The 21,328-nt window shown below is 73.6% G+C and carries 13 protein-coding genes; 5 read left to right on the forward strand and 8 right to left on the reverse strand.

Annotated elements, in window-relative coordinates:
- Window positions 1-33: 33 nt before the first annotated feature.
- From narI to ACFUJ1_RS30915, 4 genes are read right to left on the reverse strand one after another with little or no spacing between them, the layout of a single operon-like run.
- The gene (narI, locus tag ACFUJ1_RS30900) at window positions 34-771 is read right to left on the reverse strand and encodes a respiratory nitrate reductase subunit gamma (protein WP_378650843.1); all 738 of its coding nucleotides are present in this window, start codon (window positions 769-771) and stop codon (window positions 34-36) included.
- Window positions 768-1,448: a nitrate reductase molybdenum cofactor assembly chaperone gene (narJ, locus tag ACFUJ1_RS30905; protein WP_378650844.1), complete on the reverse strand. Its 681-nt coding sequence runs from the start codon at window positions 1,446-1,448 to the stop codon at window positions 768-770. The genes narI and narJ overlap by 4 nt, the downstream gene beginning before the upstream one ends.
- Window positions 1,445-3,139, reverse strand: a complete 1,695-nt coding sequence (narH, locus tag ACFUJ1_RS30910; RefSeq protein ID WP_378650881.1) for a nitrate reductase subunit beta — start codon at window positions 3,137-3,139, stop codon at window positions 1,445-1,447. Before narH ends, narJ begins: the two co-directional genes overlap by 4 nt.
- A gap of 10 nt (window positions 3,140-3,149) precedes the next feature.
- A complete protein-coding gene (locus ACFUJ1_RS30915; protein WP_378650845.1) occupies window positions 3,150-6,842 on the reverse strand; it encodes a nitrate reductase subunit alpha in 3,693 nt (1,230 codons plus the stop codon).
- Between the two features lie 346 nt (window positions 6,843-7,188).
- Between ACFUJ1_RS30915 and ACFUJ1_RS30920 the strand changes: the two genes are divergently transcribed.
- The 3 genes from ACFUJ1_RS30920 (at window position 7,189) to ACFUJ1_RS30930 (ending at window position 10,328) form a co-directional block, all read left to right on the forward strand.
- Entirely contained in the window at window positions 7,189-7,974 is a 786-nt protein-coding gene (locus ACFUJ1_RS30920) for a helix-turn-helix domain-containing protein (RefSeq protein ID WP_378650846.1), read from the forward strand.
- 258 nt (window positions 7,975-8,232) lie between these two features.
- A complete protein-coding gene (locus ACFUJ1_RS30925) occupies window positions 8,233-9,018 on the forward strand; it encodes a helix-turn-helix transcriptional regulator (protein WP_378650847.1) in 786 nt (261 codons plus the stop codon).
- Window positions 9,019-9,386: 368 nt separating this feature from the next.
- Window positions 9,387-10,328 (forward strand): hypothetical protein, encoded by a 942-nt coding sequence (locus ACFUJ1_RS30930; protein WP_378650848.1) that lies wholly within the window; start codon window positions 9,387-9,389, stop codon window positions 10,326-10,328.
- A gap of 37 nt (window positions 10,329-10,365) precedes the next feature.
- Here the strand turns inward: ACFUJ1_RS30930 and ACFUJ1_RS30935 are convergent, their stop codons facing one another.
- From ACFUJ1_RS30935 to ACFUJ1_RS30950, 4 genes are all read right to left on the reverse strand, one after another.
- Window positions 10,366-12,162, reverse strand: a complete 1,797-nt coding sequence (locus ACFUJ1_RS30935) for an NTP transferase domain-containing protein (protein ID WP_378650849.1) — start codon at window positions 12,160-12,162, stop codon at window positions 10,366-10,368.
- A 10-nt stretch (window positions 12,163-12,172) separates the two neighbouring features.
- Window positions 12,173-12,895 carry a VOC family protein gene (locus ACFUJ1_RS30940; protein ID WP_378650850.1) on the reverse strand — a complete coding sequence of 241 codons (723 nt, stop codon included), beginning with the start codon at window positions 12,893-12,895 and terminating at the stop codon, window positions 12,173-12,175.
- 123 nt (window positions 12,896-13,018) lie between these two features.
- On the reverse strand, window positions 13,019-13,324 hold the full coding sequence (locus ACFUJ1_RS30945) for an MGMT family protein (RefSeq protein ID WP_378650851.1): 306 nt from the start codon (window positions 13,322-13,324) through the stop codon (window positions 13,019-13,021).
- Window positions 13,321-14,097, reverse strand: a complete 777-nt coding sequence (locus ACFUJ1_RS30950; protein ID WP_378650852.1) for an alpha/beta hydrolase — start codon at window positions 14,095-14,097, stop codon at window positions 13,321-13,323. Before ACFUJ1_RS30950 ends, ACFUJ1_RS30945 begins: the two co-directional genes overlap by 4 nt.
- 106 nt (window positions 14,098-14,203) lie before the next feature.
- On the opposite strand from ACFUJ1_RS30950, the gene ACFUJ1_RS30955 reads away from it, so the two are divergent.
- A complete protein-coding gene (locus tag ACFUJ1_RS30955) occupies window positions 14,204-17,842 on the forward strand; it encodes an ATP-dependent helicase (RefSeq protein WP_378650853.1) in 3,639 nt (1,212 codons plus the stop codon).
- On the forward strand, window positions 17,773-21,324 hold the full coding sequence (locus ACFUJ1_RS30960) for an ATP-dependent helicase (RefSeq protein ID WP_378650854.1): 3,552 nt from the start codon (window positions 17,773-17,775) through the stop codon (window positions 21,322-21,324). Before ACFUJ1_RS30955 ends, ACFUJ1_RS30960 begins: the two co-directional genes overlap by 70 nt.
- Window positions 21,325-21,328: the final 4 nt, after the last annotated feature.

Genomic DNA, 21,328 nt, shown 5'->3' on the forward strand with positions numbered 1-21,328 from the left:
CCGACCGTAGGCCAGAGTGCCGAATCCACGAAATCAATTGCTGGGCGGAAGAACTGACGACTCCCACGCCCGCGCATACCGCCGCGTATCGGCGGCATTCGTCTCCTTGCTCCGGTAGACGATGTACGGCCGCGTGAGATACCCGATCGGGGCGCTGAACATATGCACCAAGCGGGTGTAGGGCCAGATGGCGACCAGGACTAGGACGAAGAGCCCGTGCGCCTGGAAGGTCCACGGCACCCCGACCATCAACTCCGGCTGCGGGTCGACGGTGAAGAGACTGCGGAACCAGGGGGAGACGGTTTCGCGGTAGTTGTAGGTGCCCCAGAGCAGGTTGCTGCCGACGGTGTTGAGCAGGCCGGTGATCAGCGCTCCGGCGAGCAGGAAGTACATCACCTTGTCGGAGCGGGTGGTGGCGCGGCGCACGGCGGGGACGGTGAAGCGGCGGTAGAGCAGGATGCCGATTCCGGCGATCACGGCGAAGCCCGCGACGGAGCCGGCGGCGACGGCGACCACGTGGTACGTGTGGTGCGAGATGCCGATGGCGTCGGTCCAGGACTGGGGGATGAGGACGCCGAGCACGTGGCCGCCGAAGACGCCGAGCATGCCGAAGTGGAAGAGCGGGGAGCCGAGGCGGAGCAACCGGCTCTCGTGCAGCTGGGAGGAGCGGGTGGTCCAGCCGAATTGGTCGGTGCGGTACCGCCAGACGTGCCCGAGCAGGAACGACGTGAAGGCGATGTACGGCAGCGTCATCCAGACGATGGTGCTCATCGGCGGCCCTCTCCCTCGGTGAACAGGCTTGGGTCCATGGCGAACGGCTCCAGGCCGACGTCTTCGTCCGGCGGGCCCTGTGCGGCGAGTTCGGCGATGCGGCGGCGGTCGGCGGTGGTGAGCGGGGGGAGCGTGGCGGTGACCGCGCCGAGGACGGCGGCGTAGGGGGAGCCGGTGTCGGACAGCGAGAGGCGGAGGAGTTCGATCACCGGGAGGTGCTCGCCGAGCAGGCGTTCGCCGCCGATGGGGTCGACGGTGGCGGCGAATTCCAGCAGGACCGGGAGGTGGTCGGGGAGTTCGCGGTCGTCGAGTTCGACGCCTGCGTGCTGGTAGGCGTGTTTGAAGCGGAGCAGGGCCATGCCGCGTTTGCGGGTGTCGCCGTAGGCGTAGAAGGTGAGGTGCAGGCTGGCGCGTTTGCGCAGGTCGAAGGTCTCGACGTAGGTCGCGGCCAGTTCGATCTCGCCGGTGTCGCGGAGGTAGTCGACGAACCCGGCGAGAGCGGGGGCGATCGGCGCGGGGAGCCGCGGGAGAGCGGACGACACGGTGTCGAGCAGCTTGAGCGTCTCCCGCCCGGGGTAGTCGAGCAGCAGCGCGGCGAGCCGCCACACCAGCAGCCGATCCGGTTCGGGCAGCGCGACCGCCGGTTCCGGGCGGCGCCGCAGTTTGAGCAGGCTCACCGGACCGCCGCCTCGCCCGCCGGTGCGGCGCCGGATCGGGTGGCGCCGTTGCCACCCGACGTCGCGGCGCCGTTGCCGCTCCCCGCCTCCGCGCCGGTCGACGACGTGTCCACCGGCACCAGGCCCCGCGTGCTCTGTCCGTCCCAGTCGAGCAGGTTGATCCGCCCCGACTTCGACTCCGGCGCGGCGGAATTGCTGTCCGTCAGGTGGAACTTCTCCACCATCTGATCGAGCGCCGTCATCCCCGGCCCGCCGTCCACGTCCAGACTGCACCCCGTAGCGAGCGAATCCAGCTGGTGCGCTTCGGATCCCGCGCCGTTCGGGATCACGTACCGATGCTCGTACTTGGCGATGGCGAGCAGCCGATACATGGCCTCGATCTCCTCCGGCTCCAGCCGAATCGATGGTGCGATAGTGAGATCCGGCTCCTGACCCAGATTCACCGAGCGCATGAACGCCCGCATTCCGGCGAGCCGCTGCAGCGCGGCCCGCACCGGCCCGATCTCCCCGGCGGTGAAGAGCTCGGCCAGGTACTCCACCGGAATGCGCAGCGCGTCGATGGCGCCGAAGAGATTGCCCGCGTCCTCGCCGTCGTGCCCGGTCTCGCTCAGCACGTCGACCACGGGTGAGAGCGGCGGCACGTACCAGACCATGGGCATGGTGCGGTACTCCGGATGCAGCGGCAGCGCGATCTGGTAGTCCACGATGAGCTTGTAGACCGGCGAATCCTGCGCCGCCTGAATCCATTCCGGCGAGATCCCGGCCCGCTCGGCCTCGGCGATCACGCGCGGGTCGTGCGGGTTCAGGAAGACGCCGAGCTGCGAGGGATACAAATCAGCCGTGTCGGTCACCGACGCCGCCTCGGCCACCCTGTCCGCGTCGTAGAGCATGACGCCGATGTAGCGCAGCCGCCCGACGCAGGTCTCCGAACACACGGTCGGGATGCCGACCTCCACCCGCGGGTAGCAGAACGTGCACTTCTCGGCCTTGCCGGTCTTGTGGTTGAAGTAGATCTTCTTGTACGGGCAGCCGGTGACGCACTGCCGCCAGCCGCGGCACTTGTCCTGATCCACCAGCACGATGCCGTCCTCGGCGCGCTTGTAGATGGCACCGGAGGGGCAGGCGGCCGCGCAGGACGGGTTCAGGCAGTGCTCGCAGATGCGCGGCAGGTAGAACATGAAGGTCTGCTCGAACTCCAGCTTGACCTGCTCGGAGAGCTTGCCGAGCAGCGGGTCCCGGCCCACCTGCTCCGGCCCGGAGCCGAGGTCGTCGTCCCAGTTCGCGCCCCAGGTGACCTGGGTGTCCTCGCCGGTGATCAGCGATTTCGGCCGGGCCACCGGAACGGTGTCGGTCGGCGGGGAGGAGAGCAGGTTGTCGTAGTCGTAGCTCCACGGCTCGTAGTAGTCCGAGACGGTGGGCAGCTCCGGGTTGGCGAAGATGTTCAGCAGCCGCTTGAACCGCGACCCGGATTTCAGCGTGAGCTTGCCGCGCTTGGTGAGCGTCCAGCCGCCCTTCCACCGCTCCTGGTCCTGGTACTGCCGCGGATACCCCTGGCCGGGGCGGGTCTCCACATTGTTGAACCAGACGTACTCGGTGCCGCCCCGGTTGGTCCACGCCTGCTTGCAGGTGACGCTGCAGGTGTGGCAGCCGATGCATTTGTCCAGGTTCATCACCATGGCGAGCTGGGCCATGACACGCATATCAGTACTCGACTTTCTGCGAGCGGCGGCGGATGGTGGTGACCTCGTCGCGCTGATTCCCGGTCGGGCCGTGGTAGTTCAGCGCGAAGGACTGCTGCGCGTACCCGCCGATCAGGTGCGAGGGTTTGATCATGATCCGGGTGAGCGCGTTGTGGATGCCGCCGCGCTTCCCCTTGCCCTTGAAGTCGGCGGCGCCGGTGCCCTCGATGCGCGGCACGTCCACCGCCCGGTCCTGCGCGTGGTACATGAAGACGGTGCCCTCCGGCATTCGGTGGCTCACGATCGCGCGGGCGACCACGACGCCGTTGCGGTTCACCGCCTCGATCCAGTCGTTGTCCGCGACCCCGATCTTGGCGGCGTCCTTCTCCGACATCCAGATCGACTGCCCGCCCCGGCTCAGCGTGAGCATGTGCAGGTTGTCCTGGTAGGCGGAGTGGATGGACCACTTGGAGTGCGGGGTCAGGTAGCGCACAGTGACGCCGCGCTCGGTGACGCTGCCGATGCCGGGCTCGGCGAAGAGCGCGGACATGTCCAGCGGCGGCCGGAACACCGGGAGCTGCTCGCCCAGCTCGATCATCCAGTCGTGGTCGAGGTAGAAGTGCTGCCTGCCGGTGAGCGTGTGCCAGGGCTTGAGCCGCTCGACATTGATGGTGAACGGGGAGTAGCGGCGGCCGCCGGTCTCGCTGCCCGACCACTCCGGCGAGGTGATCACCGGGACCGGGCGGGCCTGGGTGTCGGCGAAAGTGATCCGCTTGCCCTCGTGCTCGCGGGCCAGGTCGGCGAGCTCGGTGCCGGTGCGCCGCTCCAGCGCCTCGAAGCCCTCGACCGCCAGCCTGCCGTTGGTGGTGCCGGAGAGCGCGAGGATCGCCTCGGCGGCGTGCGTGTCCTTGGCCAGTGAGGGCCTGCCCTGCGCGATCCCGGAGACGACGGTGCCGTTGGTCCCGGCCAGGTAGCGCACCTCCGGCTCGGGGTAGGTGGTGACGCCCTTGGTGGTGACGCCGAGCGTCTCGACCAGCGGCCCGAGCGCCGCCATCTTCTCCGCCAGCCGCGGGTAGTCGCGCTCGACCTCGACCAGCTTGGGCATGGTGCGGCCGGGGATCGGCTCGCACTCGCCCGCGCGCCAGTCGAGCACCTTCCCGCCCGCCTGGGCCAGCGCGTCCGGGGAGTCGTGCTGCAGCGGAACCGCGACGATGTCCCTGCGCACCCCGAGATGCTTCTCAGCGAGCCAGGAGAAGCCGCGCGCGATCCGGTGGAACGCCTCGAAATCGGTCTTCGCCTCCCACGGCGGCGAGATGGCCGGGGAGAAGGCGTGCACGAAGGGGTGCATGTCGGTGGAGGAGAGGTCGTGCTTCTCGTACCAGGTGGCGGCGGGCAGCACGATATCGCTGAAGAGCGTGGTGCTCGTCATCCGGAAGTCGAGCGAGAGCAGCAGGTCGAGCTTGCCGGTGGCGGCCTCGTCCCGCCAGACCAGCTCCTGCGGCCGCACGCCTGGGGTGTCGTCGGTCTGCAGGTTGGAGTCGGAGCCGAGCAGGTGCCGGTGGAAGTACTCGTTGCCCTTGCCGGAGGAGCCGAGCAGGTTGGCCCGCCAGACCGTGAGGCAGCGCGGGAAGTTCTCCGGGGCGTCCGGGTCCTCGCAGGCGAAGCGGAGGGCGTTCGATTTCAGCTCGTCCACGATGTATTCGGCGGCGGGCTTGCCCGCTTCGGCGGCTTGGTCGGCGAGGTCGAGCGGGTTGCGGTCGAAGGTGGGGTAGCTGGGCATCCAGCCGAGGCGGGTCGCCAGCGCGATGTTGTCCGCGGCGGTGCGCCCGGCGAAGCGGCCGGTGCCGAGCGGGGAGGCGAAGGACTCGGCGGTGAACGGGTCGTAGCGCCACTGGTCGTTGCTCAGGTACCAGAAGACGGTGCCCTGCATCTGCCGCGGCGGGCGCTGCCAGTCCAGCCCGAAGGCCAGCGTCGACCAGCCGGTCACCGGGCGGCACTTCTCCTGCCCGACGTAGTGCGCCCAGCCGCCGCCGTTCACGCCCTGGCAGCCGGTGAGCAGGGTCAGGGTGAAGAACGAGCGGTAGATCTGGTCGGAGTGGAACCAGTGGTTGGTGCCCGCGCCCATCAGGATCATCGAGCGGCCGCCGGAGCGCTCGGCATTGTCGGCGAACTCGCGCGCGATCCGCTGCGCCTGCACCGCGGGGACGCCGGTGATCCGCTCCTGCCAGGCCGGGGTGTAGGGGCGCTCGGGGTCGTCGTAGCCGGTCGGCCAGTCGCCGGGCAGACCGTCGCGGCCGACCCCGTACTGCGCGAGCAGCAGGTCGAAGACGGTGGTCACGCGCTTGCCCGCGACCTCCCGGGTCGGCACCCCGCGCAGCAGCACCTCGGGGGAGTCGGCGTCGAAGCGGGGAAGGCGCACGGTCGCGGGATCGCCGCCGAGCAGGGTGAGCAGCGGGCGGGTATCGCCCAGATCGAGGTTCCAGCGGCCGGCGTCGGCGGCGTTGAAGCGGTGGCCGAGCGCGCCGTTCGGCACCACCGGTTCGCCGCCCTCGTCCAGCAGGACCGGCTTGTGCGCGGCACCTTCGCCGGTCTCGCCCAGGTCGGCGGCGGTGAGGAACTTGCCGGGCAGCTCGCCGTCCAGGCACACCAGGTACGGCAGGTCGGTGTAGCGGGTGACGTAGTCGTGGAACCGCTCGGTACGCCGCTCGGTGAAGAACTCGCGCAGGATCACGTGGCCCATCGCCATCGCCAGCGCCGCGTCGGTGCCCGGCCGCGCGGGCACCCACTCGTCGGCGAACTTGGTGTTGTCGGCGTAGTCGGGCGAGACCACGATGACCTTCTGGCCGCGGTAGCGGGCCTCGGTCATGTAGTGCGCGTCCGGGGTCCTGGTCACCGGGACGTTCGAGCCCCACATGATCAGGTAGCTCGCGTCGAACCAGTCCGCCGACTCCGGCACATCGGTCTGGTCGCCGAAGACCTGCGGCGATGCCACCGGCAGGTCCGCGTACCAGTCGTAGAAGGAGAGCATGGAGCCGCCGAGCAGCGAGATGAACCTGGCGCCCGCGGCATGGCTGACCATGGACATGGCCGGGATCGGGGAGAACCCGGCGACCCGGTCCGGCCCGTACACCTTGACCGTGTGCACATGCGCCGCCGCGGCGATCTCGGCCGCCTCCCACCACTCGGCCCGGACGAAGCCGCCCTTGCCGCGTGCCGCCTTGTACCGCTTCGCCTTCACCGGGTCCTCGACCACATCGGCCCAGGCCAGCACCGGATCCTTGAGCCGCTCCTTGGCCTCCCGGTACAGCTCGAGCAGCACCCCGCGCACGTACGGGTAGCGGACCCGGGCGGGGGAGTAGGTGTACCAGGAGAAGGAGGCGCCGCGCGGGCAGCCGCGCGGCTCGTACTCCGGCTTGTCCGCGCCGACCGACGGGTAGTCGGTCTGCTGCGACTCCCAGGTGATCACGCCGTCCTTGACGTAGATCTTCCAGGAGCAGGACCCGGTGCAGTTCACGCCGTGCGTCGAGCGCACCACCTTGTCGTGCGACCAGCGGTCCCGGTAGAACTCGTCGGCCGAGCGCCCGCCCACCCGGTGCACGCTGCGCAGATCGTCCGAGGTCTCGTCGCGCCGGAAGTAGCGCCCGAGCCGGAGCAGCGCCTCACCCGGATCCTGCGTTTCTCGCGTATCGGCCACCACCCGAGGGTAAGGAGGCATCGTCGCAGGTCAAAACGGTTGTCTCACAGCCCGCTTCGGTCCGGGGTGAGCTGTGAGGCGGCAGCAACACCCCGGTCACGGAGGCCGCGGATCACCTGGCGGAACGGGCCCGGCGGGCGCCGCTGTGATGGTTCGGAAACAGCCGGTTCTCGGGCGCTTTACATTTGTTTACACAACCGGCGGCGGGACCTTAGGTAAAGAATCGATAAAGTTTCGTGGCTCCGCGCGCTGTTTCCGCCCGGATCGCTGAGCATGGGGCAACACAGGATCGGCCCACACACCGCGGCCGGCGCGTCGATGAGCTCCGCTGGTTCGCGGTGTACGACAGCGCAGGGAGTGGTGTGCCGTGTCGGATGGTGTGCTGGAAGCTCGCGACCGCCTCGACGTGGTCCCCCCGACGTTCGGGGGCACGTTGCGCCGGATCCGGGACGATCGCGGCGTCTCCCGCGAGAAACTCGCCTTCGCCGCCGGGGTGAGCGCCAGCTACATCGCGCACCTGGAGAGCGGCGAGCGCGAGCACCCCACCCGCTCGGTGGTCGACGCGCTGCTCCGCTACCTGGACCGGGTGGTCCGGCTGCCCGCCGACGACCGCAGGCACCTGTTCGAGCTGGCCGGGCTCGCCGTCACCGAGGTGCCGACCGTCGATGAGCTGCGCGCGGGCATCGGCCCGGCCATGCGCCGCGGGCTGAGCCTGCACGACCCCAACCCGGCGGGCTTCTTCGACGCGCGCTGGAACCTGCTCGCGGTGAACCGGGTGGCCGCGGCGATGTTCCCCGGCCTCGCCGAGGGCGGGAACATGCTGCACTGGATGTTCGGCGACCCGGCCGCGCGCCGCGCCCTGCCGGACTGGGAGCGGGTCACCGCGCTCAGCGTCGCGAACCTGCGCGGCCGGATCGGCAGGCCGGGCGAGGCGGCGTGGGCGGGCGGGCTGCTCGCCGAGCTGAGCCGCTACCCGGAGTTCCGCAGGCTCTGGAGCACCGGCGCCATCTCCTACGGGGGCGACCTGCCGAAGCTGCGCTTCCACGACGCCGCGGCGGGCGCCACCTGCCTGCTGGAGTTCCAGGTCTACGAGGTCGACTCCGGCGTGCACCCGGGCTGGATCCGCTTCTTCCTCGGTTTCCGGAGCGGCTGAGCGCGGGCTCGTCCGCGCAGGGTCGATCGGCAGGGCCGAAAGTCCCCACTTCGCCGGGGCGACCGGCGCTGGTCAATTCCCCGGTAATTCGTCGTTTAATATCGGCTCAGCGTGCTCGACGGGGTGGGCCGCCGATATGGCACGCGCTGTGGGAAATGTCTCGCACCGTCGCGCGCCTTCGGTTTGCCACCGGAAAGCCGGGCCGCATGTGGTCAACTACGGTGCTGCGTCGGATGGCGAATCGGGAGCGGGGTTGCTGTGGCACGCAAGACACCCGGGTCGGGTGCGGAGGGGCAGCTGCGGCTGCCGACGCTCGGGGGTCTGCTCCGGGAGTTGCGGGACAGCCGCCGGATCTCCAGGGAGAAGCTCGCCTTCGCGGCAGGCGTGAGCGCCAGCTACATCACGCACCTGGAGAACGGCGACCGGGACCGCCCCACCCGCCCGGTGCTCGCGGCGCTGATCGCGTACCTGGACCGGATCGAGGTGCTCGGCGACGACGAGCGCAGGCACCTGCTCGAACTGGCCGGGCTCGAGCACGCCGAGCTGCCAGCGCCGGAGACCCTGCGGGCCGCCATCACCAGGGACATGCACCGCACGCTGGCCATGCAGGAGCCCAACCTCGCGGCCTACCTCGACATCCGCTGGAATGTCCTGGCCTGCAACGATGCCTACCGCGGCGCGTTCCCCGGGCTGGAGGCGGCGGGCAATGTGCTGCGCTGGTTCTTCGCCGATCCGATCGCCGCGCGGGTGGTGCTGGAGTGGGAGGACGAGGCCATGCTCGCGGTGCAGTCGCTGCGCGCCGCGATCGGCCGCTACGCCGAATCGGAGTGGGCGGTCGGTTTTCTCGCCGAACTGGCCGAGTTCCCTGAGTTCCGCAGGCTGTGGGAGCGTGGCGGCGCCTCGTACGGGCGCGAGCGGCTCGCCATGTACCTGCGCGACCCGCGCACCGGGGTGCCGCAGCACATCGCGGTGCAGACCTTCCGGCTGGACGCGGGGCCGTACCCGGGCTTCGTGCAGTACTACCTCGGGATGCGGGTGCGCTGAGATCGACCGGCAAACGGGCGAATTCGATTAACTGAAAGTTAGCTGAAGTGCTCCGCCGAGGGTGTGGTCGACCCCTGCGGCGAGATCGCGTGGTTCGCAATGCATGCTTCGGAGCGGATGCCGAGATTTTGCCCGACCACGATCGATTCCGCCTGCGGTTCAGCGGAATCCGGTGTGTCACTGCCGGGTGTATGTACAACAAGGGGTTTGCCGGAACAACGGCGATTCGTGGACATCTGCCTGTCCGCCTCGGTAGACCTGACTCCGAGACAATTCAGCTCGAGTGGGCGAGACGTATTCCGGAGCAGGGATCCAGTGGTTCGAACCGAACCGGACCGGAATCGTGGACCGCGGGGAAGTGAGCCGGAATGGTGCAGGGTTTCGAGTCCGTACCGCATATTTCGCTGGCCGCCGCCGGAGACGGCAGCTCCGGCACCTTCGCGGTGTGCGGCGAGGAGGGGAACGCGCTGTGGTACGGGCCGTTCGCGGCCGACGATCCGGACCACCCGCGCGGTGACCGGCTGGCCGCGGCGACGGCCGCGGCGACCCGCGCGGTCTGGCTGGCGGGCCGGGCCCGCACCGACGCCGGGCTGGACGAGGCCACCCTGCACCTCTGCGTCATCGACTCCGACATCGACGCGACCGCACTGGCCTGCTCGGCCTCCCTGGCCGGGCTGGCGCTGGATCTGATCGTCACCGACGACAATCCCGCACTCGACTGGTGCCACGCCTACGGGCGGCTGAACTGGCGCGCCGGAATCCTCGACGACCTCATCGGCGACTGCGAACCCGCGGCGCTCGACGATGCCGCCGACCCCGGCTCCACCGCCAGGCTCGTGCACCGACAACTCCATACGGCCCCTGAGGAAAGGCTTGCCACCATGTACCACGCCACCGCCGACCGTCCGGACTCCTTCGACCCCATCGACGAGAGCGTCGAGCTGCGCGCCGCGCTGGAGGCGCTGCTGCTGCACGACGCGGTCGGGCTCGACGCCAAGATGCGGCACGCGATCGCCGCGGTGGTCCACCTCGCGGTGGATACCCCGCACGGCCCGCCGGAGGACGCCATCGAGTTCCTCGGCAGGCTGGACGCGGCCTGGCTGATCGCCGCCTGGCAGGAGCAGGACACCGAGCTCTCGCTGATCGCCACGCTCGCCGCGGGCGAGGTGCCCGCGCTCTCCTGGTGCGAGCTCATGTTCACCACGGCGCTGGCGCCGTGGTCGACCAGCCCGGTCGCGCTGCACGCGCGCCGCATCTTCGCCACCGACCGCTCCGGCAGGCAGATGCAGCTGCGCGCGCACGGCGCGTAGTCGGGGGCGCGATCCCGCGGTGCACGCCGGGATCGAATCAGCGGGAAAGTGGCAGGAATTCGACGAGCGCGCCGTCGGCGGCGCCCGCCGGGACCACCACCAGCCCGTCGCGGCCGACCAGCCCACCGAGGTGGGCGGTGCGGATGGCGGGGTCGCCGAGGAATCCGCCCTCCGGGGCGTACCTGGCCGGGACGATGCGCGGCACCGCGGCCGCGATCTCGGCGGCGTTGTGCAGGGGGCCGCGCAGGGTGGGGTTCGGGGTGGCGCCGGTGCGGCCGGAGACGATGGCGGGGGCCAGGGCGAGCAGGGTCGCCACCGCGGCGTAGGGGTTGCCGGGGAGGCCGAGAATCGTTGTGCCGCCTACTGTCTCGGCTACGAGGGTGGAGCCGCCCGGGCGGAGGCGGAGGCGGGGAACGAGGATGCGCGCGCCCGCCCTCGCCACCGCGCCGCGCAGCTGGTCGGCCGCGCCGCCGCCGGTCGCGCCGACGACGACCAGCAGGTCGCGGTCGTGCGCGGCGTCCAGGACGGCGTCGAAGCCGTGCGCGGTGTCGCGCAGGTGCACGCGGTCGACGGTGGTGATGCCGCAGGTCGCGAGGAGGTCGGGGAGGACGGGGCCGATCGAGTCCCTGGTCTGGCCCGCGTGCAGGGGGCCGTCGGCGCGGATCTCGTCGCCGGTCATGACGATTCGGGCGCGGACCGGGCCGCGCACGGCGGCGGTGGTGACCTCGACCGATGCGGCGGCGGAGATCAGGGCCGTGGTGATCGGGGTGTCCGCCGGGGCGATCTCGTCGCCGGGCGCACGGTCCTCGCCCCGGCGGCGGATGTCGTCGCGGAGCGGGGAGTCGGGGAGCAGCGCGAGGGTCTCGGTGCGGGCCGGCTGCGGATCGGCGTCTTCCGCGCGCACGGGGGCGCTCGGGCCAGGGAGCAGACTCGCGAATTCGTCGCGGACGACGCGGGTGGTCCCGTCGGGGACGTGCGCGCCGGTGGCGATCCGCACCGCCTCGCCCGGCTCGAGTCCGGCCGGGCGTTCGCCGCCCGCGTACCCGATGTCGCGGCGGATCCGCCACGGGCCGGGCCCGGCCACGGCGTACCCGTCCATGGCGGAGACGTCGAAGCGGGGGAGCGGGCCCGCGGCGCGCAGCGGCTCGGCCAGTGCGGCGCCGCGGGCGGCGGCGAGCGCGGTGCCGCGGGCGGGCAGCGGGGTGAGGCCGGTGCGCAGGGCGGCGCGGGCGTCGTCCAGGGTGTCGCCGAGCACGGTGCGGGCGCGCAGCACCTGCTCGGCGGTGTCGCAGTCGTCGGTGCCGGGCAGCTCCAGCACCGTGCTCGTGGCCGGGACCAGCGCCTTCATCGGGTGGTTCACCGGCGAGCCGAGCCCGGCCAGCGCGGCATCGAGCGCACTCCGCCGCCACACCCCGATCAGGTACTGCGGGCGGCCGTCCCGATCCGCCGCGAAGGCCGCGTCCGCCGCGCCGAGGTGCTCGATGAGCCGCCGCACGGTGTCGGCGGTGAGGAAGGGCAGGTCCGCGGCGAGGACAACCACCAGCGGCGCCTGCTCCGCACCGAGCGCGGCCAGTCCGGCGGCGAGCGCCGCGACCGGGCCGGAGCCGGGCGGCCGCTCCCTGGTCTGGCGCACGGTCGGGTCGAGTCCGGCGCGTTCCGGGCCGACCACCGCGATCCGCGCGCATCCGGCGACCGCGGCCAGCGCGGCGTCGAGCAGCGACCGGCCGCCGACCACGATGCCAGGCTTGTCGACGCCGCCCATCCGGCTGGCCCGGCCGCCGGCCAGCACGACCGCGTCGGCCCGCTGCTGCGGTTGTGCGGCGCGGTTCCCCATGCGGGCGATGCTAGTTCGTCGGCTGCCCGCGCTCGGCCTCGACCAGACAGAACGGATTGTGCTCCGGGTCGAGGAAGCGGGTGCCGCCGTCCGGCCGCGCGACGGCGCCCGCGGCGGTGAGCCGCTCGGCCGCGGCGGTACCCGCGCGCGCTCCGAGCTCCAGGTGCAGCCGGTCGTCGCCGGGCCCCGGATGCGGGATGAACTCCAGCCAGGCACCCAGCTCGGTGGGCGAGCGCAGCCCGGGTACCGCGCCGTCCCGCGCGACCGGCCACCCCGATGCCACCGACCAGAACGCCGCCAGCCGGGCGGGCGCCGCCGCGCCGACCACCACCGCGGCCAGCGCGCCGGTGCCCGCGTACTCCGGCCGCGGCTCCAGCACGCAGAACTCGTTGCCCTCCGGGTCGGCGAGCACCACCCACGGCACCGCGCCCTGGCCGATGTCCAGGTGGGCGCCGCCCAGCTCCAGTGCCAGGCGCACGCGGTCGTCCTGCTGGCGCGGGCTGTACGAGGCGAGGTCGAGGTGCAGGCGGTTGGGGGCCGCGTGCGCGGGCGCGCCCGGCGGGGCAGCGCGGAAAGTCAGCGCCGGGCCGGGCAGGCCGGGGTCAGGCGGGGCGATGTCGACCCGGTCGCCGCGGTCGAGGGTCACGGTCCAGCCGAGCAGCCGGGCCCAGAACTCCGCGAGCGCCTGCGGCCGCTGCGCGCGGACCGCGACGTACACCAGGCGGGTGGACATGCCCCCACGGTAGTGCGCGGGTTCCGTCCCCGAGGGCGAACGACGCGGTCGCATGCGGCGGGGTGCGAACGGTGCGCGGCGGTGATCGCGAGGTGGATGTGCCCGGCGGCGTGCCGCGGCCGCTCAGTCCGATTCGGGGAAGGGGTGGCGGGCGGTGCGCAACCGGACTCGCCCGTCGACGATCGGCACCCCCTCGGCGGCGAGCAGCCGCAACTGCCGCTCGGCGAGGTGCGCGGCCGGGCGCCCGCTCGCGCCGAGCACCCGGTGCCAGGGCAGGTCGCCGGAGTCGGTGCGCATGATCCAGCCGACCGTGCGCGGGCTGGTGAGCCCCGCCGCCGCGGCCAGGTCGCCGTAGGTGGTCACCCGCCCGGCCGGGACCGCCGCCACCAGCGCCCGCACCCGTTCGATCTGCTCGTCGCTGGTCGTCACAGCATCGACCGGATCAGCGCCGCCGTCTCGGCGGGCAGCTCCTGCGCCACCATGTGATCGCAATCCCACTGCAGCAGCCGGAAATTCGACCCGAGCCGCGCGGAGATCGCCGCCTGGAACTCCGTCGTGAGGAACGGCGGCTGCACCCGCATGGCCTGCACAAGCACGGTCGGCAGCTCCGCGGGCGGCAGCACGTACCCGCGCGCCAGCTGCCCCCAGTAGGAGTTCACGGCCGGAATGCTCATCCGCCACCCCACCTGCCCGTTCGCGGTCGGCACCAGGTGCTCCGCCAGCTCCGCCTCCAGCAGCCGCGGTGCGACCGAGCCCCACCCGGTCTCCTGCTTGTCCCGGCGCGCCTGGGCCACGCTGTCGTAGTCCGGGTGCGCCAGCGAGGAGAGCGCGATGTCGAGCATCCGCTCCGGCTCCAGCCCGATCGCCGAGTCCAGCAGCACCAGGCTGCGCACCAGATCCGGCCGCCGGTGCGCGAGGTGCAGCGCGCAGGCCCCGCCGAACGAGTGCCCCACCAGCACCACCGGCCCGGTGCCCTCCGCCTCCAGCAGTGCGACGAGATCGGCGACCACCGTCTCGAAATTCCACGGCGGCACCCCGGTCGAGCGGCCGTGCCCGCGCAGGTCGGGCGCGAGCACGCGGAGCTCGGGGAGGTGCTCGTCGGCGAGCGCCTCCCAGCGTCTACCGTGCCCGGTCACGCCGTGCAGTGCGAGGACGACCCGGCCGGTCTCCGGACCGAAGCGATGGACGTGCAGATCGGGCATCCGATCATTTTGACGCGTGTCGAACCGCGGTGTCGCGGCGGCCGCCGAAGCGGGGCTGTCGGGGGCGTCTGTTGGAATAGCCGGCGTGGTGCGATCGGATAGCGCGGTGCGGCTCGTTCGCCGGCGGATAACCGCGCCCCGGATCCCCGTCCGGGGCGCCGAGGTGCGCGCGCTCTTCGCCGCCGAGGACGCGGGGCCGGTCCGGCCGGGGTGGCGGCCGTGGCAGGTGCTCGGCGGGCCGGGAACGGGCAAGACCACGCTGCTGGTCGAGTACGCGGCGGAGCGGATCGCGGCAGGCGTCGACCCGGGATCGGTGCTGGTCGTCACCTACTCGAAGGAGGCGGCGAACACCCTGCGGGACTCCGTCACGGCCCGGCTGCGCCCGGACGGCGCCGACGAGGGCGGCGTGCCGGGCGCCAGCCGCGAGCCGCTGGCCCGCACCCTGCACTCCTACGCCTTCGGCATCCTGCGCAGCCACGCCACCAGGCACGGCAACCCGCCGCCCCGGTTGCTCACCGGTGCCGAGCAGGACGCCGTCGTCCGCGAGCTGCTGCAGGGCGACCTGCTCGACATGGCCGCGGGTGCCAGGCTCTGGCCGCAGCGGCTACAGCCCGCGCTCGGGCTGGCAGGCTTCGCCGACCAGCTGCGCGACCTCATGCTGCGCGCCACCGAGCGCGGGCTCGGGCCGGAAGACCTGGTCCGGCTCGGCCGCGAGCACGACCGCGAGGAGTGGGTGGCGGCCGGGCGGTTCGCCCGCCGGTTCGAGGAGTCGCTGCTGCTGCGCTGGTCGGTCGGGGTGGAGGCGCCCGAGGCGAGCGCGCCCGCGCTGGACGCCGCCGAGCTCGTCGGCGCCGCGCTCGACGCGCTCGCCGCCGACCCCGAGCTGCTCGCCGCGGAGCGGGAGCGCATCCGCTACCTGCTGGTCGACGACGCGCAGCACCTCGACCCGCAGGCCGCGCTGCTGGTGCGCGTGATCGGCACCGGATCGGCGACCACCGTCCTCGCCGGCGACCCCGACCAGGCCGTCTTCACCTTCCGCGGCGCCGACCCCGCCTTCATCGCCGACCCGGGGGCCCCCGCCGACCGGCGGATTCTGCTGCGCCGCAACCACCGCACCGATGGCCCGATCGAGCTCGCGGTCGCCCGCATCGCCGGGCGGTTGCCGGGGAATCCGCCGCACCGGGTGGTGGAGTCGGCGTTGCCCGCCGTGCGGGATGCGCCTGGCTACCGGGACCACCCGGAGGGGGCCGACACCATCGGCCCGGTCTCCGCCGCGGCCGGAGGGCCGTCCGGCGCACCTGAGCGGGCCTCCGGTCGGCCCGCGCCGGGCGGCGATCGAGCCGATGACGGTCCGATCCGCGCCGAGGAGCCGGACGATGCTCCGCCCGCGGAGGTGCGGGTCCGGGTGCTGTCGACGCCGGCGAAGGAGGCCGCGCTGGTCGCCGACCACCTGCGCCGCGCGCACCTGAGCGACGGCGTCCCCTGGTCGCGGATGGCGGTGATCCTGCGCTCGGTGCCGGCCTCGCTCGCCCCGCTGCGCCGCGCCCTGCTCGCGGCGGGCGTCCCCGTGCACCAGCCAGCCCCCGACGTCCCGCTGGCGCGCAGGCGCGGCGCCGCCTGGCTGCTGCTCGCGGTCCGCGCCCTGCTCGCCGGCGACGAGACCCGGCGCGGCCCGGACGGCTCCACCGCCCAGCTCTTCGAGCCGGAGGACGCGCTCGACCTGCTCGCGGGCCCGCTCGGCGGCGCCGACCAGATCGCGCTGCGCAGGCTCCGCCGCGGCATCCGCCGCGCCGCGCTCGACCGCGAACCGGACCCGGACGACCGCTCGTCCGCGGAGGCGCTGCGCGACATCATCGTCGGCACCGGCGACAGCGCCCTGCCTGCCCGGCTCACCGAGGTCGAGTCGGCCCCGCTGCGCCGTACCCTCAGCGCGCTGCAGCGGGGAAGGGCCGCCCGCCGCCGCGGCGGTGCCGTCGAGGACGTGCTCTGGGCACTGTGGACCGGCTCCAGGCTGGAGCGCCGCTGGGTCGCGCAGTCCGAGCGCGGCGGCGCCGTCGGCATGCAGGCCGACCGCGACCTGGACGCCGTGGTCGGGCTCTTCGACGCGGCCGCCGCCTACGTCGACCGGCTGCCGCGGGCCAGCCTGGAGGGGTTCGTCGAGTACGTGCGGCAGCAGGAGATCCCGCAGGAGTTCTCCGCCCCGGCCGCCCCCGGCGACGCCGTCGAGCTGCTCAGCGCGCACGCCGCCGCGGGCCGCGAGTGGGACGTCGTCGCGGTGGCCGCGGTGCAGGAGGGGCTCTGGCCCAACCCGCGCCCGCGCGGCACCCTGCTGCACACCGAGGACCTGGTCGACCTGTACGGCGGGGTCTCCGGCGCGGGCGAGCGGGTCAGCCGGGCGGCGCCGATCCTGGCCGAGGAGCGCAGGCTGCTGCTGGTCGCGTGCAGCCGGGCGCGGCGCTCGCTGCTGGTCACGGCGGTCGAATCGGTCACCGGCGACCGGGATCTGGTGCCGTCGCGCTTCCTCACCGAGCTGCTCGGGCACAGCGACGACGGCGAGCCGGGGGTGCTCCCGGTGGCCGATCCGGGCCGCGCGCTGGTGCTGCACGCCCTCGTCGCCGAACTGCGCGGCGTCGTCTGCGATCCGGAGGCGGACGGGGAGCGGCGCGACCGGGCCGCGCACCAGCTGGCCCGGCTCGCCGCCGCCGGGGTGCGCGGCACGCACCCGGACGAGTGGTACGGCACCGGCGCGCCGAGTACCGCCGAGCCGCTCTGGGCCGACGACGGCACGCCGGTGAACCTCTCGCCCTCCACCGTCGAGCTGCTGCGCACCTGCCCGCTGCGCTGGGCGCTGGAGCGCAACGGCGGCAGCGACGGCGAGAACCCGTACGCGCTCAAGGGGAACCTGGTGCACACCCTGGTACAGGCGTTGGCCGGGGAGGTGTCCGAGGAGCGGGTGCGGGAGGCGCTCTACGAGGCGTGGGCCAATGTCGAGCCGGGCAATGGCTGGCATTCGCGCCAGGAGCTGCGCCGCACCGAGGGCATGCTGGAGAACTTCCTCGCCTGGTTCCGCGCCACCCGTGCCGAGCTCACCCAGGCCGGGGTGGAGATCGCCGTCGACTGCCTGCTGCCCGCCCGCGGCGAGGGTGAGCCGCCGGTGCGCATCCGCGGCCGGGTGGACCGGCTGGAGCGCGATGCCGACGGCCGGTTCGTCATCGTCGACGTCAAGACCGGCAAGAGCCCGGTCACTCGGCAGGCCGCCGCCGACCACGCCCAGCTCGCCACCTACCAGGTAGCCGTCGCCGCCGGCGCGATCGACGCCGCCCTCGCCGCCGCCGCGGCCGCCGACAGCCCCGATGCCGGTGCGCCGACTCCGGGCGACCCCGGCGAGGCTGCGCCGGGTGGCGGCGATGTGTCCGGTGGCGAGGCAGCGCCGGGTGGCGGCGCGTCCATGGGCGCCGACGCCGGCCCTGAGCCCGCTGCGGGTGCCGCGACCGAACCACAGGCCCCCGGCGGGGCCCGGCTGGTCTACGTGGCCGTCCCGAACACCAAGCAGGGGGCGGCCGAACGCGCCCAACCCCCGCTGGCCGACGAGGCACTGGACGGCTGGCGCGATACCGTGCACGATGCGGCGGGCGCGACCAAGGGCCCCGGCTTCCGCGCCGTCCGCAACGAGGGATGCAGGCACTGCCCGGTCACCGGGTGCTGCCCGACGCGCGACACGGGGAGGCAGGTGACCGACGAGTGAGCGCCGCAGGCGCGTACCCCGGCTCGGCCGTGACCCCGCACGCACTGGCCGACGCACTCGGCCTCCCCCCGCCGACCGACGAGCAGGCGGCGGTGATCGCGGCCCCGCCCGGCCCCGCCCTCGTGGTCGCGGGGGCAGGCGCGGGCAAGACCGAGACCATGGCCGCCCGGGTGGTCTGGATGGTCGCCAACCACCTCGTCGCCCCCGACCAGGTGCTCGGCCTGACCTTCACGCGCAAGGCCGCGCAGCAGCTCACCGCCAGGATCCGCACCCGGCTTGCCCGGCTGGCCGGCGCACCCCTGCTCCGCGACCTCGATCCCGGCGGTGAGCTGCGCACCCTGCTGGCCGGCGCGGAGCCGGAGATCAGCACCTACCACTCGTACGCGGGCAGGCTGCTCACCGAGCACGGCCTGCTGCTCCCGGTCGAGCCGTCCGCCACCCTGCTCACCGAGACCCAGCTCTGGCAGCTCGCGCACCAGGTGGTGCGGAGCTGGGAGGGCGAGCTGGACACCGACCGCACCCCGGTCTCGGTGACCGAGGCGGTGCTCGCGCTGAGCGGCCAGCTCGCCGAGCACCTGGTGGAGCCGGAGCAGCTGGCCGAGGCGCACACCGAGCTGGAGAAGCTGGTATTCACGCTGCCCGCGGGGCCGCGGCAGCGCGGCGGGCCGAGCAAGAGCCTGCAGGACATCGTCGGCACGCAGCGCGAACGGGTCGCGCTGCTCCCGCTGGTGCGCAGGCTCGCCGAGGCGCTGCGCAAGCGCGGCGCGCTGGACTTCGGCTCGCAGATGTCGCTCGCCGCCCGGCTCGCCGCCGAGCACCCCGAGGTCGCCGCCGCCGAGCGCGACCGCTTCCGGCTGGTGCTGCTCGACGAGTACCAGGACACCGGCCACGCCCAGCGCATCCTGCTCGCGGCGCTCTTCGGCGGCGACACCAAGCGGGAAGCGGACCGGCTCCCGCTCGCGGTGACCGCGGTCGGCGACCCCATGCAGTCCATCTACGGCTGGCGCGGCGCCTCCGCGGCCAACCTGCCGCGCTTCACCACCGACTTCCCCGCCGCGCCCGGCGTGCCTGCCCCGACGCTCTCGCTGCTCACCAGCTGGCGCAACCCGCCGGAGCCGCTGGTGCTGGCCAACCTGGTCTCGGAGCCGCTGCGGCGCGCGGCGATCGACGCGGGCGGCGTCACCGTCGCGCAGCTGCGCGCGGCCCCGCACGCCGGGCCGGGCACGGTCGCGCTCGCGCTCACGGACACCGTCACCGCCGAGCGGGACTGGGTCGCGGAGCGGGTGGCCGCGGAGTGGCAGGCCAAGCGCGCGGCAGGCGAGCCGCCGCCGACCTCCGCGGTGCTGGTGCGCCGCAATGCCGACGCCGCCCCGCTGGCCGAGGCGCTGCGCGAGCGGGACCTGCCGGTGGAGATCGTCGGGCTCGGCGGGCTGCTCGCCGCCCCCGAGGTCGCCGACGTGGTCGCCACCCTGCGGCTGATCGCGGAGCCGGGCGCGGGCAGCGCCGCGCTGCGGGTGCTCACCGGCGCCCGCTGGCAGCTCGGCATCGCCGACGTCGCCGCGCTGGCCAGGCGCGCCCGCGAACTCTCCATCGCCCGCCGCCAGGACGAGGCCGGTGGCGACATCACCGACGCCGCCGGGCTCGCCGCGGCGCTGCGCGACGTGGCGCCGGAACCGGCCGAGCAGGCCGGGCTGGCCGACGCCGTCGCCGACCCGGGCCCGGCGACCAACTACTCGGAGCAGGGGTACGCCAGGATCGCCGCGCTGGCACGGGAACTGGCGGCGCTGCGCGAGCGGGCCGGGCAGCCGCTCACCGAACTGGTCGCCGACGTCGAGCGGACCATCGGCGTCGCGGTGGAGACCCAGGCCAGGCGGGCCATGCTCGGTGCGGGCGCCGGCCGCGAGCACCTGGACGCCTTCGCCGACGTGGTCGCCGGCTACGCCGCCGACTCCGATGCCACGCTGGCCGGGCTGCTCGCCTTCCTCACCGCGGCCGAGTCGGTGGAGAACGGGCTGGAGCCCGGCGAGATCGAGGTCGCCAAGGACCGGGTGCAGATCCTCACCGTGCACGCCGCCAAGGGGCTGGAGTGGGAGGTGGTCGCGGTGCCGCACGTCGCGGCGGGCGTCTTCCCCTCCGGCACCGGCTCCTCGACCTGGCTCGGCGCCCCCGCCGAGCTGCCGACCGCGCTGCGCGGCGACCGGGCCTCCGCGGACTCGGTGGACGGCGTCCCGGTGCTCGACCTGCTCGACCTCGGCGACCGCGCCGACCTGGATCGGGCCATCGCCGAGCACAAGGAGGCGCTCGGCGCCCGCAGGCTCGAGGAGGAGCGGCGGCTCTTCTACGTGGCGCTCACCCGCACCGAGCGGGTGCTGCTGGTCTCCGGCTTCTGGTGGGCGGAGACCGGCTCGAAACCGAAGGGCCCGTCGGACTTCCTGCTCGAGCTGCGGGCGGCGGGCGAGGCGGCAGACGGCCTGCTGGAGTTGGCGGAGTGGGCCGACCCGCCGGAGGACGGCGCGGAGAACCCGCTCACCGACGAGCCGATCGGCGCCGACTGGCCGCGCGACCCGCTGGGGCACCGGCGGGCCGCGGTGACCGGCGGGGCCGAGCGGGTGCGGAACGCGCTCTCCCGCCTGCGCGCCGAAGATTCCGATCATGCCGTCCCCCCTGGGTCGTCGAGCCCGGACGACCCCAGTGTGGCAGCGGGGTCCGACACCGAACCCGACCCCGACGGCTGGGCCGATGACGTGGACGCGCTGCTCGCCGAGATCGCGGCCGAGCGGGCGACGGGGGAGCGGGAGGTCGAGCTGCCCGGCCGGATCCCGGCCACCGCCCTGGTCGACCTGCGCGCCGACCCGGCCGCGCTCGCGGCCCGGCTGCGCAGGCCACTGCCGTACCCGCCGAACCCGATGGCGCGCCGCGGCACCGCCTTCCACGCCTGGGTGCAGCGCTGGTTCGCCGCCGACCAGCTCCCCGGCCTCGACGATCTGCCCGGTGCGGCGGACGCGGGCGCGGAGGGCAGCGATGTCGAGCTCGCCCGCATGCAGGAGCGCTTCCTCGGCTCGGCCTGGGCCAACCGCTCCCCGATCGACGTCGAGATCCCCTTCGAGACCACCATCGCGGGCACCGTCGTCCGCGGCCGGATGGACGCCGTCTTCGCCGACGCGGACGGCTGGACCGTCGTCGACTGGAAGACCGGCGCCGAGCCGGACAACGCCGACGAGCCCGCGCTGGCGATGCAGCTCGCGGTCTACCGCGTCGCCTGGGCCCGGCTCATGGCCGGGCGCACCGGCGCCCCCGAGGCCGAGCTGCTGGACAAGGTCACCGCCGCGTTCTACTACGTCCGCACCGGCCGCACCGTCGCCCCCGCAGGCCTGGCAGGCCCCGACGAGCTCGCGGCCCTGGTCCGCGCCGCCGCCCCCGCCCGCGAGGCGGAATCCATCAGCCTCTCCGGCGACTGGATCGACGGGGACCCGGAGGCCTGACGCC

The sequence above is a fragment of the Nocardia sp. NPDC057227 genome (genome assembly GCF_042669725.1).
In the GTDB taxonomy this organism is placed as follows: domain Bacteria; phylum Actinomycetota; class Actinomycetes; order Mycobacteriales; family Mycobacteriaceae; genus Nocardia; species Nocardia asteroides_A.

Coding starts and splice junctions, on each gene's coding strand:
- ACFUJ1_RS30935 (WP_378650849.1), bottom strand. CDS start 12,162: ATGGGGAACCGCGCCGCACAACCGCAGCAGCGGGCCGACGCGGTCGTG.
- narI (WP_378650843.1), bottom strand. CDS start 771: ATGAGCACCATCGTCTGGATGACGCTGCCGTACATCGCCTTCACGTCG.
- ACFUJ1_RS30960 (WP_378650854.1), top strand. CDS start 17,773: ATGCAGGCACTGCCCGGTCACCGGGTGCTGCCCGACGCGCGACACGGG.
- ACFUJ1_RS30930 (WP_378650848.1), top strand. CDS start 9,387: ATGGTGCAGGGTTTCGAGTCCGTACCGCATATTTCGCTGGCCGCCGCC.
- ACFUJ1_RS30940 (WP_378650850.1), bottom strand. CDS start 12,895: ATGTCCACCCGCCTGGTGTACGTCGCGGTCCGCGCGCAGCGGCCGCAG.
- narH (WP_378650881.1), bottom strand. CDS start 3,139: ATGGCCCAGCTCGCCATGGTGATGAACCTGGACAAATGCATCGGCTGC.
- ACFUJ1_RS30915 (WP_378650845.1), bottom strand. CDS start 6,842: ATGCCTCCTTACCCTCGGGTGGTGGCCGATACGCGAGAAACGCAGGAT.
- ACFUJ1_RS30950 (WP_378650852.1), bottom strand. CDS start 14,097: ATGCCCGATCTGCACGTCCATCGCTTCGGTCCGGAGACCGGCCGGGTC.